Below are 18,432 nucleotides of genomic sequence, written 5' to 3'. Positions count from 1 at the left end.
TTTTTAGACATATGTAAGTTAGGTTTATAAGTTTGTCTAATAAGATAAAGGAGTGTTATTATGAGTAAATTAAGAGTTGCTATAATTGGTTGTGGAAGAATTTCCTACAAGCATGTAGAAGCTATAATTGCTAACAAAGAAGAATCGGTTTTAGTTGCTACTTGTGATGTAGTTGTTGAGAATGCTGAAGCTAAGAAACAAGAATATATAACTAAACTAGGTGAAGAGGCTGCAGTGGGGGTATACACTGATTACAAGGACATGCTAGAAAAGGAAGATATTGATGTTGTAGCTATTGCTACTGAAAGTGGATATCATCCTGAGATTGCTATTTATTGTATGGAAAAGAAGAAGCATGCAATAGTTGAAAAGCCAATGGCTTTATCAATAGAAGATGCTGATAGAATGATTAAATGTGCTAAAGAAAATAATGTTAAATTATGTGTAAGTCATCAAAATAGATTCAATAAACCGATTCAACAGCTTAGAGCTGCTATTGAAGAAAATAGATTTGGAAGACTTGTAAATGGAACAGCAAGAATCCTATGGAATAGGAATATGGGATACTACACTCAAGCACCATGGAGGGGTACATGGCAGCAAGACGGTGGTACTTTAATGAATCAATGTATACACAATATAGATTTACTTCAATGGATGATGGGCGGAGAAGTAGATACAGTTTATGCTCAATGTGATACTTTTTTAAGAGATATAGAAGCAGAGGATTTTGGAGCAATAGTTATAAGATTTAAAAATGGAGCTATTGGTATAATAGAGGGTAGTGCCTGTGTATATCCAAAGAACTTAGAAGAAACACTAAGTATATTTGGTGAAACAGGAACAGTGGCTATTGGAGGACTTGCAGTTAACAAAATAGAAACCTGGAGATTTGCAGATAATAAAGATAATGAGGATGAGATATTAAGAGCACAAGAGGGAGATCCAGATTCAGTTTATGGATTTGGTCATACACCTTTATATAAGGATGTAATTGATGCTATAAATGAAAATAGAGAACCACTTATAAATGGAGAACAAGGTAAAAAAGGTATGGCTATAATTCTTGCAGCTTATAAGTCAAGACTTACAGGAATGCCAGTAAAGTTTCCATTAGAGAATTTTTCAACTATGGATATGGTAGGGGTAAAGAAACAAGCTTAGAATTAAAAAGATTTAAATTGCATAGATGGGAGAAATAAATATGGTTGACTGTTTTGTATCGGAAAAGGCTAGCGTAGGTAACAATGTTACTATGGGTAAGTTTGTAGTAATAGAAGATGACGTAACAATTGGAGAGAATTGTTTAATAGGTCACAACGTTGTTATACGCAAAGGCAGTAAAATCGGTAATAATGTCAGAATAGATGATAATACTGTTATTGGAAAACAGCCTATGAGATCTGTTAATAGTATATTTAAGGATGAGAAGGAGTTTCCGCCTGCTGTTATTTCAGAAGGATGTCTGATAGGAGCGGGAGTTATAATATACTGCGGATGTGAAATAGGAGAAAAAACTCTTGTAGCCGATTTAGCTACAATTAGAGAGAATGTTACTGTTGGAAGCAAAACTATAGTAGGAAGAGGAGCTGCGATTGAAAACTTCTGCAAGGTTGGTTCAAATTGTAAGGTTGAAACTAATGTTTATTTAACGGCTTATTCAGAAGTGGAAGATAACGTGTTTATAGCTCCAGGAGTTGTAACTTCCAATGATAATTTTGCAGCACGTTCTAAAGAAAGATATAACCATTTTAAGGGTGTAACTATAAAAAAAGGTGGAAGAATAGGAGCGCAAGCAACAATACTTCCAGGAAAGATCATACATGAAGATGGATTTGTTGCAGCTGGAAGCGTAGTAACAAAGGATGTTGAAAAAGAAGTTATAGTTGCTGGAAATCCAGCTAAAGAATTGAGAAAGGTTCCAGATGATCAGCTTCTTAAAAATCAATAAACAAGGTATAGATGGCAAAGCTTATTATTTAGTAGATAGATTTATAAAATCATATATGAATCTAAAGAGTTAACGTAGAAATGGAGTTGGAAATCCGGTGAAGATCTTAACTGTTATTGGTGCAAGACCACAGTTTATAAAGGCTGCTGCAGTTTCAAATATTATAAGAAAAGAACATCAAGAAATACTTGTTCACACAGGACAACATTATGATGAGAATATGTCTAAGGTGTTTTTTGATGAACTTAAAATACCAAAGCCAGACTATAATCTAGAAGTTGGATCAGGTAATCACGGTCATCAAACTGGTACAATGCTTATTAAGCTAGAAGAAATATATTTAAAAGAGAAACCAGATTTAGTGTTAGTCTATGGTGATACTAATTCAACACTGGCAGGAGCTTTATGTGCAAGTAAGCTTTTAATTCCAGTTGCTCATGTAGAAGCAGGACTTAGAAGTTTTAATAAGAACATGCCAGAAGAACAAAATAGAATCTTAACAGATCACTTATCAAAGTTATTACTTGTTCCTACAGTTTCAGCCTTAAACAACCTAAGTAATGAAGGAGTTAGGGCTGGGGTACATAATGTAGGAGATGTAATGTTCGATGCTATACTTAACTTTAAGAAGTTAGCAGAAGAAAAAGATTATATTATAAAAGAACTAGGGGTAGAACCTGGTAAGTTTATTTTGACCACTATACATAGAGCCGAAAATACTAATGATATAAGTAGACTTAAGAATATTATTGAGGCTTTAAATGAATGTGGAAAAGACGTCATATTACCATTACACCCTAGAACAAAGAAATATATGAGTGATTATGGGTTAGCTTTTAATGAAAATGTAAAAATTATAGATCCAGTAGGTTATTTAGAAATGATAAACCTTGAAATGAACTCAGAAAAAATAGTTACTGATAGTGGCGGAGTTCAAAAAGAAGCTTTCTTTATGAAGAAGCCTTGTATAACTATGAGAGATGAAACAGAATGGGTTGAAACTGTTCATAATGGATGGAATATGGTTGTTGGTACTGATAAGGGAAAAATCCTAGATTATATAATAAACTTTACTCCAGAAAGAGAACAGGAAAACATATTTGGTGATGGTCATGCAGCAGAAAAAATACTTCAGCTTATAAACGAGAATATATAATATAACATCACAAAAGCAGAACTTTAAATAAAATATTTTAGTTTTGTTTTTGTGTTTATTTTTATCCAATGACTATTCACTCTAAAACAACAATACATTCTGGGAAAGAAATTAGAGATTTAGGTTCTCTATTTTCATAATGAGTATGAGTTATAAGTGTGATGTGTCTCTAGATTGGTAAAGGAGTGGTATTGTGGTTTTAGATAAAATTCTACAATTGTTAATTTGTTTATATATAGTATTGCTACCTTTATTACGTAGCAAGGTTAATTTCATGGGTAAGAATCTTCCACTAGCAGATATGCTTTTAGGATTAGCAATACTAGTTTACTTATCTAAATTAGTTCTCTCCTGTGAAAGTAGAGATAAGTTTATAGATGGAATAAAGGACTTCTTCACAGACTATTTAAGCATATTTATGACAGTACTAGCGTTGATGATGTTTGTGTCAGTAAGCTATGCTGTGGAGAAGAAGTTAGCGTTAAGTGAAAGTATAAGATTCGTTGTGTATATTGTAATTTATTTTATAATTAAATATGATAAAAATAGTAAAATAAATATAAAAGGAATGATTAACTCTTATATATTCACAACATTATTACTATCTCTATTTGGTATTTATCAATATTTTACTGGATTTGGTTTGGATAATAGCTTTAAAAACTATGGGTACACCAGGTTTAAAATAGCATCTACTATGGAAAATCCCAATAATCTAGGCGCATTTTTAATACTAGCCATATTTCCAATAATTATGTTAGCTATATATGAAAAGAAATTGGTAAAAAAGCTTTTTTATTCAGCATTAAGTTTATTAATTTTACTAAATATGATTTTAACTGGCTCACGTAATGCAATAATTGGTATTGGTGTTGGTCTAATTGTATTAGCCTTGCTATATAACTTTAGATTATTTATTCTTTTAGCCATATTAGGCGTTATCTCACTATTTGTACCAGAGATTAAAGAGAGGGTATTAGCTATAAATGATCCAACACAAAATCAATCAAGAGTGTATTTATGGGAGATTGCAAAGAGAATGATAAAGGATCATCCTTTATTTGGTATTGGAAATGGTAACTATGCAAGTTTATATGATAAGTATATAGAAATATATCCTCAATTTAAGTTTTATAAACCTGTAAAAGCAACCCACAATTCTTATTTGAAGGTGGAGAGCGAATTGGGAATAATAGGTGGAATATCATTTATAGCGATACTTATATCTTCCCTAATAAAAGTGAAGAAATTTGTTTCAACTACTGAAGATAAGTTTTTAAAATTCTTCTATACTGGTTTTTTAGCTTCTATGGTTGCGTTTTATGTTATGAATTTATTCGATAATCTATTTTTTGTTCCAAAAACAACTGCATATTTTTGGATTTTACTTGCTATATCACAAGCAAGTATGTTTAAGATGAGTCGTAGAGGAGCTGATTTTTATTAAAGTTCTGCAAATAATATCTGGAAATGATAATGGCGGTGGAGGAAATCATGTTTTAAACTTAACTATTCACTCTAAGGATAAGTTCCACAGCGTTATAGGGGCAATAGGGGGAGGGCCTCTATATGAGAAGGCAAAGGCATCTGGTATAGAAACAGTTCAATTTGGTAGTAAGGCTGCATATGATGGAAACTTATTAAAGTATGTTGAAGAGAACAGTATAGATATAGTAGATTTCCATGGCGCAAAAGCTTTTTTTATGCATATTTTCTTAAAAGGTAAACTTAGAGTACCATCTGTAGCTACTATACATAGCGATTACAAAAAAGACTTTTTAAATAATAGGATTAAGCAGATACTTTTCACACCATTAAGTATAATAGGACTAAAAAGTTTTAAATATTACATATGTGTATCAAACTATATAAGGAAGTTACTTGTAGAAGACAACTTTAAAGGAACTAAGTATGTAGTAAATAATGGTATAGATTATAATTCAGTGAAAGTAATTAAAACTAGAGAAGATATTCGAGAATTATATAGTATAGAGAATAAAGATTTTGTATATGTAAATGTAGCTAGGATGCATCCAATTAAAAACCATTTAGAGCTTATAGAAGCCTTTAAAAAACTAAATAGTGAAAAGAAGAATAGTAAACTTATTTTAGTGGGAGATGGAGAACTAGAAGAAAGCATTAAAGAAAAAATACATGCTTTAGGTTTAGAGAAAGATATAATACTGACTGGTTTTATGGATAACCCTCTGAACATAGTAAATGCAGCAGATATAAGTATCTTAACTTCCTTTAGTGAAGGTGGCTCACCACCTTTAGTATTGCTTGAAAGTGCAGCATTAAAAAAGGCCTTTATATGCACAAAAGTAGGGGATGTAGAAGAAACAATTGGTGATGAAATAGCATTTTTAGTTAACTCTACTACTGCAGATAGTATATATGTAAAAATGCTAGAAGCTTATAATGAAAGAGAGAATCTAAATTACATGGGAGAAACCTTGTACAAGATTGTTAAGGAAAGGTATTCCATGGAGAGTTTTTGCAGTAAATATTATGAGGCTTATAAAGAAATATTGGTAGATAAATAAGTGGAGTGAAAATAATGTCTGATAAAAAAGTATTAAAAAGTTCAATTGTAGTAATGGTATTTATAATATTAGGTAAAATATTAGCACTTTTAAGAGATGCTTTAATAGCGGCAAAATTTGGCGCAAGCTATATCACAGATATATATACTTTTGCTTTGGGAATGGTATATCTTTTAATTACGATAAGTTATGGGTTAACAACAACATTTATACCGCTACATGCAGAGCATCTTCAAAAAAGTACAAAAAGAGTCAGAGATAAATTTGTAAATAATGTTATAAATATAACTTCCTTATTTACATTACTTTTGACAATCTTACTTATAATATTTAGCAAGTACATAATATATATATTTGCACATGGTTTTGTAAATAATCCTAATGTATTTTCATTATCTGTACAAGTAACCAGAATAATGCTATTATCTTTAATATTTGTAAGTATACAGAGCGTTATAACAGGCGTGCTTCAATCACATAAGCAATTTTTCGAACCAGCAGCTATGGCTGCAGCTTCTAATGTAGTATATATAATATATTTAGTATTTTTAACTACAAAGTATGGAATAAAAGGTTTTGCAGTTGCAACGGTTATAGGATTCTTTGTTCAACTTTTAGTTAACGTTCCTAAGTATAGGAAACTTGGGTACAAGTATGAATCTATTATGGACTTTAAGGATGAAAAAATGCTTAACATATTTAAGTTAATGATTCCTGTAGTTATAAGTACTTCTGTAATACAATTAAATGTTTTTGTAAATAGGTCTTTTGCAACAAATATATTTCCTGGAGCAGCTGCAATTTTAGATTATGCTAATAAAATAAACACTCTCGCATATGAGGTTTTTGCAATTGGCATAGCTATGATTGTTTATCCAACTCTATCAGAACTGGCAGCGAAGAATGATAAGGATCAATATAAAAAAGCATTAAGCAGCGCTATAAATACAATAATGCTTATAATGATTCCTGCAGCTGTTGCAATAGCAGTTCTCAGAATTCCTCTCATAAATATAATTTTTAAAAGAGGGGCTTTCGATAACGAAGCGGCTAACTTAACTGCTAATGCATTACTTTTCTATTCCCCTGCAATGGTTGCATATGGGGTAAGAGATATTTTAAATAAGGCATTTTATTCAATTAAGGATACAAAAACCCCAATGATAAATAGCTTTATAGGAATACTAATAAATATAGTTATAAACTTTCTTTTAGTAAGATATATGAAAGTATCTGGACTGACCTTAGCTACTAGTGTATCAGCTATAATAACTACATTTTTCATGGCTTCTTATTTAAATAAAAGATCTAATGTAATTGAATTGAAGAAGACTACAAATAGTTTTTTTAAGATATCTCTTTGTTCAGGTATAATGGGAGTTGCTATATATTTTATAAATAAAATAGTCTCCCTAACAATTGGATTAGGACTTACTGGGAGTTTGATATCAATTTTAGTTTGTTTTATAGTAGGAATAGCTACTTATTCTATATGTTTATATTTTGCGGAAATTGAAGAATATAAATATTTGATAGAACATTTTAAAAGTAGATTTGTTCGTAAATAAACAACTAATAGGGTGGAGAGGAGGATGGAAAATTAGTAGGAATCGTGTTTTAGGAATGGATATAATTAGGGCAATAGCTATTATTGCAGTAGTATTTATTCATGTTTCAGCAACATTACTATATAGAAGTGATATTAACTCATATGTATACAAAATAGCTATTATAGCTAATCAGCTTTCTAGATTTTCTGTACCAGCATTCATATTAATATCTGGAATGGGATTGACCTTAAGTAATAGAAAAGAATTAGGATATTTTGCATTTATTGGTCGCAGATTTAGTAGAATAATTCCACAATATATTCTTTGGTGTTTAATATACATATACTTAACTACAAGATATTTTCAGCCTTATAATGTAATATATGATATGGTTTATGGAAGGGTTTTTTATCATTTTTACTATGTTCCTTTGATTGTAGAATTTTATCTTATATATCCTTTTGTATATAGATTTATAGGAAAGAAGTGGTGGCTATTAACAAGCTTTTTAATTACATTAGGAATTTTAATATATAGTCATTATTATGTAATGTCTGAGGATATGAAATGGTTTCTAGAAAGAAAAAACCTGTTAGACTGGATCTTTTATTTTTCTGCTGGTGCATTTATAGGTGAAAATTTAGATAAGTTTTTAGAAAAGGTGAGAAAATATAGAGGAATAATTTGTATTATTTTCTTCTTTTCAATTTATGCATTAATACAGGAAGCTTTCACTAGTATTAGACTAGGTAAGGATATTGATTATGCTACAACCTTTTTAAGGCCTACAGTGCTCATATATAGTGTATTTATAGTACTCTTTATATTTTGTATACAATGGAAAGAAAATGTACTTATTAAATCAATAAGCTATATTGCTAAAAATTCATACTCTATATATCTATCTCATGCGATTATATTGTATTACTTTACTCAGTACTATGTAAATAATTCTCTAGTACTAAATAATATTAGTTTTGGAATCAAGGCTTTTGCAGTATCTTTTATAGGTCCGATATTAATAAATGAAGCTAAAAACTTCCTATAGACTATTATAGCCATTTCTTATTTACAAATAAGAAATGGCTATAATATTAATTATATATATCTGATAAGCTTTTAATTCGGCGGACAAGTTCATCTCTCACATTTGTAGGTTCCAAGCATTCACATTTATCACCAAAACTAAGTAAAATACTATATCCAAAGTCGTCTTCTACAAATGGAAAGTGAACAATATATTGATTATTTTCGTAAACTTCGATGTTTTCTTCTCCACAATGTTCAATCATTCGTTCTCTGAGAGATTCGTGAACCAATAGTTTAAGTGTAATAATTCTTTTTTCTATCCAATCTGAGGCGCCCAATGATTGTGCGTTAAGTTCCCGAGGGGTAAATGTGTCGTCTAAGATTTCAAGGGCTGAAATACGCGAAAGTTTAAAAACACGGAAATCTTGTCTAGAAGTACAGTAACCTTGTAAATACCAATTAGTTTCTTTTAGCACTAATCGATAAGGTTCAACTTTTCGAGTGCTTTTTTTATTAACACGATCAGAATATTTAAAAGATAAAAATTTTCTCTCATTCAGTGCGTTTTTAATTTTTTCAAGGTTGGGCTGTAAGTGTTTATTACCAGCCCAAGAGGTTAGGTCTATAGCAATTTGGCTTGATCTTAATTCAATATCTTTGATTTGTTCCGATGGAATTAAGCCTTTTACTTTTGCAAGCGTAGTAACGATTTTTTCGCTTGATAATGTTGAAGAGATACTCCCAAGACCAATTAGGAGTGTTGTAATGTCTGAGGTAGTAAAAAGTTTCTTGTCTATTTTATATTCTTTCATAATTCCAATGCCGCCATTAACTCCAGGATAAGTAACAATAGGAATGCCAGCTAAGTTTATAGTTTCTATATCTCTATATATAGTCCGTGGAGTTACTTCAAACATCTCAGCAAGCTTTGATGCACTTATCTTTTTATGTTCAAGCAATACCATAATAATAGAAATTAATCTATCTATTTTCATTTTTATCATTCCTTAATTATTATTTTGATTATTTTATAATATAACCATGACATACAGTTGTCAAGGTTATGTGCTAGAATAGAATTGTATTAAGAAAGACCAATAAATATGATTTAAAATAATCAATAAAAGGAGAATAAAAATGGATTTTTTACAAGAGTTTAATAGAATAATGAAAGACACTAATAACATTGCGTTAGCTACATCTGTGAAGGATGTACCAAATGTTAGAATGGTAAATTTTTATTATAATCCCGAAAAAAAAGGTATAGCATATTTTGCGTCTTTTAAAGGTAATCCTAAAACATTGGAGTTTTCGCAGAATAATAAGGTAGCATTTACAACAATAACTGTTGTAAGCAGTGAACATGTTAGGGTCAATAATGCAACAATTGAAAAAAGTGATTTAACAATATATGATTTAAAAGATGTATTTATTAAAAAATTTCCAAGTTATGAAATGACAATAGAACAGGCTGGAAGTATGTTAGAGGTTTATGAGATTCACTTTAAAGAAGCAAATGTGATTTTGGGAATTAATCAATCTGGTAAAATAACTTTATAATACATTTTTGCTTTAAAAAAGTATAGAATTTTAGAAGTATAACTCAATCTATATATACAGTTTTTGTTGATATATGAGGAAAGTTATATACGTAAGATAGGCTTGTATTTATGATTCTTTTAAAAATTATATTAACATTATCTTAAGATATGAAAATACTTTAAAGAGCTGTTTTTTTTGGGGACTAAATAAGTAATATACTTTTTAGTCCTTATTTTATTATTTTATAAATCCCAAAACATAGTATTTAAATTGACTCAAGTATATCATTTTTGATATTCTTTAAGTAAAGCAGATAGTACCCAAGAAACATATGGAGGATATTAAGTGGATAAGGTTATAATGCATGTTGATATGGATGCATTTTTTGCATCAGTTGAAATAGCAGATAATAAAGATTTAAGAGGAAAGCCAGTTATAATTGGAGGCAACTCTAATAGAGGGGTGGTTGCAACCTGTTCCTATGAAGCGAGAACTTACGGTGTGAGGAGTGCTATGCCTATATATATGGCTAAAGAAAAGTGCCCTAATGCTATTATTCTTCCTGTTAGATATGGAAGATATAAAGAGATATCAAATAAAATATTTAATATCTTTTATGAAATAACACCTTATGTAGAACCTTTGAGTATAGATGAAGCTTACTTAGATCTAACAGGCGTAAATAAGAATCCGTTAGATATAGCAGGGCTTATTAAAAACAGAGTAGTAAAAGAAACAGGACTTACCATTTCCGTAGGACTATCCTATAACAAGTTTCTTGCTAAATTAGCTTCTGATTGGAATAAACCTAATGGTCTAAAAATAATAGAAAAGAATGAAATACAAAAACTTTTGTTTCCACTGTCAATAGATAAAGTTTACGGTTTAGGACAAAAATCAGTAAAGAGGCTCAATAATATTGGTATATTTACAATAGAGCAATTATATAATTTACCCCAAGATCTATTGGTGGATTTTTTTGGTAAATTTGGAGTTGAGATATATGATAGGATTAGAGGAATAGACAAGAGGGAAGTTAAGGTATTAAGAGAGAGAAAATCAATTGGAAGGGAAACTACTTTAAGTGAGGATACAAATGACAAAAATCAACTTAAATTATATATAGAAGCTTTTTCAAAGTCTATTGCTAGTACAATGCAAAATAAAAATGTAAAAGCAAAAAGCCTAACAATAAAAATAAAAACTATATCTTTTGTTTCTCATACTAAGAGTAAAACCTTGGCATATTATATATTTAATGAAGAAGACATATACAAAGAAGCCTGTAGCATCTTAGATGAATTAGAACTAGAAGAAGAAATAAGACTAATAGGAGTATCGGTTTCATCTTTTAGAGAAGATGAATTAGAACAGTTATCCTTTTTTTGATAAGTTAAGTATTCTAGCTTTTAAAGGAAAGAATTGCAATTAAATTGTATAACACTAGAATACAGCTACTTAACAAGGGGCTTCTGCAATGAAGAGAGGTATTTTTTATAAATGTATTGTAAACTCATCTGACATTTGGTATATTGTATAATTGTAGATTATTTTATTAAATATAGGAGGCTTTAACTCATGAATGCAGAAAATATAAAGATTGATATTGAAAGGGATATAAGATGGAAATCAATTCAATTCTTTATTAAAAGATTAATGGACATAGTACTATCACTTATAGGAATAATTATATTATCCCCGGTTTTTATAGTACTTGCTACGTGGATTAAAATGGACTCAAAAGGACCTGCGGTTTTTAAGCAAATTAGAGTTGGAAAAGATGGAAAAGACTTTACTATTTATAAATTTAGAACCATGATTGTAGATGCTGAAAAGAAAAGAGAGTTAGAGATAGACCCTAGCGATTTAAGTAATTTTGTATTTCAAAGCAAGAGTGACAACAGAATAACTAAATCAGGAGCCTTCTTAAGAAAGACTAGCTTAGATGAAATTCCACAGTTATTTAACGTACTTATTGGAAACATGAGTTTAGTTGGACCAAGACCGGAAATACCAGATGTAGTTAAATACTATCCTGAAGCTTATAGACAAAGACTTTTAGTCCCTCCAGGAATAACTGGCCTAGCTCAAATAAGTGGAAGAGGGGAAATAGAATTAGGAAAGACTGTATTCTATGATTTAACTTATATTAAAGAGTTTTCCGTATGGTTTGATATAAAAATATTATTTAGAACAGTATTTTCAGTCGTTAAGGAAGAGGGAGCTTTTTAAAAATAGAGAAGTGAGAATTGGGAATTTGTAATTCTTGATTCTCAATTTTTTTAATAAAATTGGAGGAAGAAGATGTTTACTAAAATACTAAAGTATAATGTCTTTAATGGAAATAAAGAAGAGCTTGTAAATTACATAGAGAAATTTGAAAAGATAAATATAATATCAGGAAACCCTGAAGTTTTATATAATGGATTAAATAATGAACTGTTATTCTCAAATTTCACTGGGGATAGGGCTATAATTATCCCAGATGGAATAGGTACAGTACTTGCATCTAAAATAGTAAAAAAGCCTGTAAAGGAAAAGATAGCAGGTATAGAGGTTATGGAAGAAATAATAAAAAAGTGTGAAAGAGAAAATAGAGGTATATATCTTGTTGGTGCTAAACAGGATATATTAGATGCTTGTATAGAGAAACTTAAAGACAAGTATCCTAAATTAAATATATCTGGAAGTCACGATGGATATTTTAATCTAGAGAGTTGTGAGAATATAATCGAAGATATTCAGAGTAAAAAGCCTTATGCTTTATTCGTAGCTATGGGTTCACCAAGGCAAGATTTATTTATTATTAATAATATTGATATATTACCTTGTAAAGTATTTATGGGAGTAGGGGGAAGCTTTGATGTGTTTTCAGGCAAGATTAATAGAGCCCCAAATTGGATGATTAGATTAGGACTTGAATGGTTGTATAGAGTTTCTAAGGAACCTTGGAGAATTAGAAGACTATCTTCTATACCTAAATTTCTATTAAAAGTAATTAAGTATAATAAATTTAATTACGCTAAATAGCTAAATGAGTTTACAGTCTCATACCTTTACAAAATATGAAGCTTAATGCACAATGAGCCATATATAGAGTTGGATAAGTGAAAATTGAAGTAATGGGTCTAACATAATTTATCAATCAGTAATTATGCAATAAGCTATATAGAAATTTAAATTAGCACTTCTATTTATAGAAGTGCTAATTCATAATTCTATTATTTTAATCCTAATCCCTGTCTCTTTTCTAAAACTATAGCTTCAAGCCTATCTGCAGTCTTCATAATATCATCTTCTAATATAAGTTGTCCACCAGTTAAATTCTTAAGGTCTTCAGTTAAAACCTTAGTTACAAGCTCACTACCTGTAATAAATGGTGGAATAGCTAAGTGAAGAGGTAAACCTAATGCTAGTCCAAAGGCGCCATCTGCCAATGCTTGTTCTTCAAGCCATTGTGGAGCAGATAGTACTAATGGTAATTGAGGAATGTCTATTCCTAAGAATTCAGCAAGCTCTGTTGCAACAATTTCAAGTCTTCCTATAGCAAGACATGGACCAAAGTTTAATACAGGAGGTATACCAAGACTCTTGCAAACTTCTTTTAAGTTATCTCCAGCAAGGTCAGCGGCCTCTGGTGACATAAGTCCTACATTTTCAAGTCCACCACTTGAGCAACCAGCTGATAATACTATGATATCTCTCTTTATTAGTTCCTTAGTTAGTTCTACAGTAAACACGTCATGTCCTTTTGCCATAAGGTTAGAACATCCAACAACACCAGCAACCCCTTTAATTTTGCCCGCAGCAATTAAGTCTATAAGAGGTTTCCATGTGCCACCTAAGAATTCTCTTAAAGAAGTTTCGCTAACTCCAGTTATTGTAGTGTCATTTCCATGATTCTCTGGAATGTTAATTCTAACATGAGATCTTCTCTCATTATAAGTTTTTAAGGATTCTTGAATAATATGATCTGTTATGTTCTCTCTTTCTTCAAAGGAGTAAGCCACATGTTCAGCTGTTGCTTTTTTAGCTATGCTATCTAAACATATTTGTTTTACCATATATTTATCTGAAATAGGCTCTATTCCTGGTAGGGTACAGTTAAACTCTGAAAGGATTACATCTATAGCACCTGTTGCAATAAGTGCTTCGCTTGTAAAGTTATTTCCAGCATGACCAGAGAAAACTTTATCATAATGTTCCCCTCTAAGCTGTAAGTCTTGTCCAACACAAGTACAGCCTACCAACTTAAAGCCTTTAGCACCAATAGCCTTAGCCTTTTGAACTATATCTTCATCTATTAATCTATCTTGTAGATGAGCTATTATTGAGTGTTGGTGTCCTGTGATCATTATATTTATATAATCTTTATCTACAACCTTAAAGCCAACTTTAGCAGGTCTTATCTTTGGCTCTCCAAGCATTATGTCATTTAATAAATTAGTAAGTGTTAATCCGTATATTCCAGTAGATATTCCAAGTCTTAGACAACTTAATAACATATCCACAGGATCACTATTTAAGTTTGTGGAAGTTTTTACAACTCCATCAAAAACTTCTGACTTTGCACCACCAGGAAGAATATTTAATTCTGCCCATTTATCTAATCTAGGTTTATAACCAAATTGCTGTACTAATTCCATTTTTTCATATCTAGGTTTATATAAATCAGCTATAACCTTATCAGCAAGTATTACAGCTTTTTTATGGATATCGTCTTCTTTAATATTAAATATTTCGGCAAGTCTATTTAATGTTTGTACACCCTTTATTTCTTCCTTGTTTTCTCCAAATGCCTTTAAATTCAGAGCTGTATTTTCAACAACATGGATATAGCAGCCTGAACCTGCTGAGACAGATCTTAAGAAGTTTCTAGCAACTATAGTATCAGCTGTAGCACCACATATTCCCCTAGGAGATTTTGGAGTAATTTTGCATGGGCCATTAGCACAAATTCTGCAGCATATACCTTCTGACCCGAACTTACATTTTACTTTCTGACTTTCTACTCTGTGATGAGAAGTCTCTACATCTAATTCTGATATAAAATTAATAAGAGCTTTATCTGCTGATTCACATAATGTACAATTTGAACAACTTGACATAGTAATAATCCTCCTAAAATGTATACTAATTTAGTATAGTTTTATTTATAATATAAGGGGAAGTTTCTTCCCCAAAAAATCTTAATTAAATTTTTCCATCTAAAATGTCTTTAAAATTCATATTTTTAAGTTCGCTAACTAATTTACTTTGAACCTTAGCTAGTGCGCCATGTATACTGCATTTATTCATTCTGTTTAAATTACAGTGTGCAGGATCATAAAGACATCTATTTATATAAATAGGTCCATCAATAGCTTCGATAACATCTTTCAAAGTTATATTTTCGGGTAGTTGATTAAGAGCATAGCCGCCGTTGACTCCTCTATAAGATCTTATAATATTTGCTTGAGTAAGCTTCCTTAAAAGCTTAAGAAGAAATCTAAGTGGAATATTTTCTTCTTCAGAGATAGTCTTAGCTCCAATTTTTTCTCCATAACCTAATCTAGATAAATAAAGTATTACTCTAAATCCATAATCAGCTTCTTGCGTAATTCTCATTATATCTCTCCAAATCAAAAGTATACTTATTTGGTACAGATTTAATATACTACTAATAATTTCATGTGTCAAGAAAAAATTATAATAATTAATAGTTGTTATTATTTATAAGAACTACTAATTATTATAATTGAAACTCCATAAATAAACTTAAATTTAAATAGACAATCAATAGTCTATGGGAGCTTATCTAAGCTCTGTAGTTCATATCCTTTGCTCTTCCAATCTTTTATTACTGAATCGAGTATTTCTGCATTTGTTTTAGAAACAGCATGTAGAAGAACTATAGCACCGTTATGAGTCCTTTCATTTATTATTTTTTTAGCATAATCGTGAGAAGGTTGTTTTTTAGGCTCCCAATCAGCATAAGCAAAGCTCCAAAATACTGTTTTATATCCTAGTTTTTGAGTATAGAATAGAGAAGTTTCGCTATATTTGCCCATAGGTGGTCTAAAAAACTTAGGCATTTGCTTACCAGTGGCTTCTTCATAAGCCTTTTCCACTCCTGAAAACTCATTTTCAAATTTAACTGGATCTTTTGCAGCTTCAGCCATAGAAGGGTGATTTACGGAATGATTACATACTAAATGCCCTTCATCTGCCATCCTTTTTATTAAATCTGGATTAGATTTAATATAAGGTGTTACTACGAAAAAGGCAGCCTTCACGTTATTGGCTTTTAACACATCTAATATCTGGGCAGTATAGCCGTTTTCATAGCCTTCATCAAAGGTTAAATATATCACTTTTTTAGAGGTATCTCCGAGATAATAACTTGAGTATTTATTTAAGAGGTTTAATACATCCTGTGGCTCACCTGAAGGAGTTCCATCCTTTTTAGGTTGGTAGAACCAATTTTTTTCTGTTTTATTCAGATTAGATGTATCTAAACTTTTTAAATCTATTTTAGTGTTTGATCCTTTATTTAAATCAGAATTGTCATTATTAGAGTTATTTTTTGTTTGAGCATCTTTACTATCGCTAGGAGTATTATTAACAGCTTTATTTAACTCTGAAGTTGGTATACCAGTAGTATTATTAGATACATTTAAAGGTCGAGAACTGCAAGAACATAATGTTATTGCGCTAATTAGACATAAACTGATTAATTTTTTATGCATTTTAGTTATCACCTACCTATTATATGATATACTTTATATTGTACTTAATTTAAGAGTTTATACCTAAGGCATCTTCAAAATGACTAATCAACTCATAGCTTATTTTGCTTTATATGCCTAATTTATGATGGAGAGAGGAAATATGTATAAAAATTTTGTAGAAAAAACAAATGAACTTTTTAATACAATCTTGCAACCATTAAATAGTATGAACAAGCTTATAATTATAGATAACTATAAGAATATGCTGGGTATTGAACATAATGATAGTTTTTCAGAGGAATATTATAAATTTAGTAAATTAAATAAAGAAAATGGAGTAGTATATACTCCTATTGAAATTGCAGAGTTTATGATAGAAAATCTAATAAAACCTGAGGATGTAATTAGTAATCCTTACTTAAAGGTTTTGGACCCAGCCTGTGGATGTGGAAATTTGATAATTCCTTGTTTTAGGCATTTAAGGGAGCTATTCGGAAAAAATTTGAGAGAAATAAACTACGAAAATAATATGACATTAAAAGAAGAAGAGATAACGAAACATATAATAGATAACAATATATATGGAATTGATATAGATAACAATGCTTTAAAAATATTATTATTAGACCTATTTAGTGAAAGTGGATATGTAAATAGAAACAACTTTATGAACAAAGACTTCTTGGTTGATGGGATGCAAGAAAGCTTTGATATTTTTATAGGAAACCCACCTTACGTTGGCCATAAAGTAGTAGATAGGGAGTATTCTAAATTGCTAAAAGAAAGGTATAAAGGAATTTATAAGGATAAAGGAGATATATCATATTGCTTCTTCAAGAGAGCGTTAGATTGCAGTAATAGCAGAGGTAAGCTTTCGTTTATTACCTCTAGATACTTTTTAGAATCTCAAAGCGGCGAAGAATTGAGAAAAATGCTAAAGGAGAAGAGCACAATAAAGAAAGTAGTAGATTTTTATGGAGTAAGGCCTTTTAAAAAGGTTGGAATAGATCCAGCAATTATTTTTTTATCTGATGAAAAAATAGAGAAAAACAAAATAGAGATAATAAAGCCTCTAACTATTAAAGGAAAAAGCAAAAATGATTTTTATCAGTCTCTCTTTATAGATAAAAGTGAGAGATATAAAAGTTTTTTTGTATCAGAATGTCAATTACAGGATAAAGGTTGGATATTAGTTAACGAAAATGAAATGAATATAATAAAAAAAATTCAGAAAAAAAGTTATGATATTTTAGGTAATATTTGCGATAGTTATCAAGGAATAATAACAGGATGCGATAAAGCTTTCGTAATAGATGCTGAAATAGTAGTAAAAGAAAATATAGAAATAGACATTATAAAGCCATGGATAAAAAGTAGTTTTATTCAAAAAAACAAAATAGAAGGAGAAAATAAGTTTCTAATATATTCAAATTTGATAGTGGATGAGGAACAATATCCTAATTCTATTAAGTATATTTCGGAATATAGAGAAAAGTTATCTAGTAGAAGAGAGTGTAGAAAAGGGCTAAGAAAATGGTATGAACTTCAATGGGGAAGAAAAAAAGAAATATTTGATAAAGAAAAGATAATATTTCCATACAAAGCAAGCAGTAATAGATTTGCTTTAGATAAAGGAAGTTACTTTAGTGCAGATGTTTATTCATTAGTATTAAAGGAAAATACAATCTTTACATATGATTATTTATTATATATATTGAACAGTAAATTATATGAATTTTATTTCAAAACATTCGGTAAAAAATTAGGAGAGAATTTATTTGAATATTATCCAAATAAGATTATTGAGTTATGTATTCCTTATATAGAGAATTATTGCGGAGAAGAAGATGAGGAATATTTATATAAATTCTTTGAACTTACAAAAGAGGAAATAGAGATCGTTAGGACGGTATAAGTTTCGTATTGGTAGCACTTGAAGAAGGGAGAA

At 30.1% G+C, this 18,432-nt stretch carries 16 protein-coding genes; 12 read left to right on the top strand and 4 right to left on the bottom strand.

What is annotated here, in order from left to right; translation table 11 throughout:
- The first annotated feature begins 60 nt into the window (after positions 1–60).
- The 7 genes from AC0N0V_RS20580 to AC0N0V_RS20550 all read left to right on the top strand — a co-directional run bounded on the left by AC0N0V_RS20580 (position 61) and on the right by AC0N0V_RS20550 (position 8,251).
- The gene (locus AC0N0V_RS20580; RefSeq protein ID WP_474460694.1) at positions 61–1,164 is read left to right on the top strand and encodes a Gfo/Idh/MocA family protein; all 1,104 of its coding nucleotides are present in this window, start codon (positions 61–63) and stop codon (positions 1,162–1,164) included.
- Between the two features lie 40 nt (positions 1,165–1,204).
- Entirely contained in the window at positions 1,205–1,951 is a 747-nt protein-coding gene (locus AC0N0V_RS20575) for an acyltransferase (protein WP_474460693.1), read from the top strand.
- A gap of 97 nt (positions 1,952–2,048) precedes the next feature.
- Complete coding sequence (gene wecB / locus AC0N0V_RS20570) at positions 2,049–3,107, top strand: non-hydrolyzing UDP-N-acetylglucosamine 2-epimerase (protein ID WP_474460692.1); 1,059 nt, start codon at positions 2,049–2,051, stop codon at positions 3,105–3,107.
- A gap of 193 nt (positions 3,108–3,300) precedes the next feature.
- Positions 3,301–4,554: an O-antigen ligase family protein gene (locus AC0N0V_RS20565; protein WP_474460691.1), complete on the top strand. Its 1,254-nt coding sequence runs from the start codon at positions 3,301–3,303 to the stop codon at positions 4,552–4,554.
- Positions 4,541–5,653, top strand: a complete 1,113-nt coding sequence (locus tag AC0N0V_RS20560; protein ID WP_474464598.1) for a glycosyltransferase family 4 protein — start codon at positions 4,541–4,543, stop codon at positions 5,651–5,653. Before AC0N0V_RS20565 ends, AC0N0V_RS20560 begins: the two co-directional genes overlap by 14 nt.
- A gap of 14 nt (positions 5,654–5,667) precedes the next feature.
- A complete protein-coding gene (murJ, locus tag AC0N0V_RS20555; protein WP_474460690.1) occupies positions 5,668–7,221 on the top strand; it encodes a murein biosynthesis integral membrane protein MurJ in 1,554 nt (517 codons plus the stop codon).
- Positions 7,222–7,276: 55 nt separating this feature from the next.
- Positions 7,277–8,251: an acyltransferase gene (locus tag AC0N0V_RS20550; protein WP_474460689.1), complete on the top strand. Its 975-nt coding sequence runs from the start codon at positions 7,277–7,279 to the stop codon at positions 8,249–8,251.
- 46 nt (positions 8,252–8,297) lie between these two features.
- Here AC0N0V_RS20550 and AC0N0V_RS20545 read toward each other — a convergent pair whose 3' ends face one another.
- Positions 8,298–9,227, bottom strand: a complete 930-nt coding sequence (locus AC0N0V_RS20545; RefSeq protein ID WP_474460688.1) for a helix-turn-helix transcriptional regulator — start codon at positions 9,225–9,227, stop codon at positions 8,298–8,300.
- A gap of 142 nt (positions 9,228–9,369) precedes the next feature.
- Between AC0N0V_RS20545 and AC0N0V_RS20540 the strand changes: the two genes are divergently transcribed.
- From AC0N0V_RS20540 to AC0N0V_RS20525, 4 genes are all read left to right on the top strand, one after another.
- Positions 9,370–9,792 (top strand): pyridoxamine 5'-phosphate oxidase family protein, encoded by a 423-nt coding sequence (locus AC0N0V_RS20540; RefSeq protein ID WP_474460687.1) that lies wholly within the window; start codon positions 9,370–9,372, stop codon positions 9,790–9,792.
- Positions 9,793–10,119: 327 nt separating this feature from the next.
- Positions 10,120–11,163 carry a DNA polymerase IV gene (locus AC0N0V_RS20535; protein WP_474460686.1) on the top strand — a complete coding sequence of 348 codons (1,044 nt, stop codon included), beginning with the start codon at positions 10,120–10,122 and terminating at the stop codon, positions 11,161–11,163.
- A 189-nt stretch (positions 11,164–11,352) separates the two neighbouring features.
- Entirely contained in the window at positions 11,353–12,006 is a 654-nt protein-coding gene (locus AC0N0V_RS20530) for a sugar transferase (protein ID WP_474460685.1), read from the top strand.
- A 72-nt stretch (positions 12,007–12,078) separates the two neighbouring features.
- A complete protein-coding gene (locus AC0N0V_RS20525) occupies positions 12,079–12,804 on the top strand; it encodes a WecB/TagA/CpsF family glycosyltransferase (protein WP_474460684.1) in 726 nt (241 codons plus the stop codon).
- A gap of 191 nt (positions 12,805–12,995) precedes the next feature.
- Here the strand turns inward: AC0N0V_RS20525 and cooS are convergent, their stop codons facing one another.
- From cooS to pdaA, 3 genes are all read right to left on the bottom strand, one after another.
- Complete coding sequence (cooS, locus tag AC0N0V_RS20520; RefSeq protein WP_474460683.1) at positions 12,996–14,882, bottom strand: anaerobic carbon-monoxide dehydrogenase catalytic subunit; 1,887 nt, start codon at positions 14,880–14,882, stop codon at positions 12,996–12,998.
- A gap of 85 nt (positions 14,883–14,967) precedes the next feature.
- Positions 14,968–15,381, bottom strand: a complete 414-nt coding sequence (locus AC0N0V_RS20515) for an RrF2 family transcriptional regulator (RefSeq protein ID WP_474460681.1) — start codon at positions 15,379–15,381, stop codon at positions 14,968–14,970.
- A 176-nt stretch (positions 15,382–15,557) separates the two neighbouring features.
- Complete coding sequence (pdaA, locus tag AC0N0V_RS20510; protein ID WP_474460680.1) at positions 15,558–16,502, bottom strand: delta-lactam-biosynthetic de-N-acetylase; 945 nt, start codon at positions 16,500–16,502, stop codon at positions 15,558–15,560.
- A 142-nt stretch (positions 16,503–16,644) separates the two neighbouring features.
- Here pdaA and AC0N0V_RS20505 point away from each other — a divergent pair, with 142 nt between their 5' ends.
- Positions 16,645–18,399: an Eco57I restriction-modification methylase domain-containing protein gene (locus tag AC0N0V_RS20505; protein ID WP_474460679.1), complete on the top strand. Its 1,755-nt coding sequence runs from the start codon at positions 16,645–16,647 to the stop codon at positions 18,397–18,399.
- Positions 18,400–18,432: the final 33 nt, after the last annotated feature.

Source organism: Clostridium sp. CS1-1, assembly GCF_056135525.1.
This window is presented reverse-complemented; position numbering and strand designations above follow the sequence as displayed.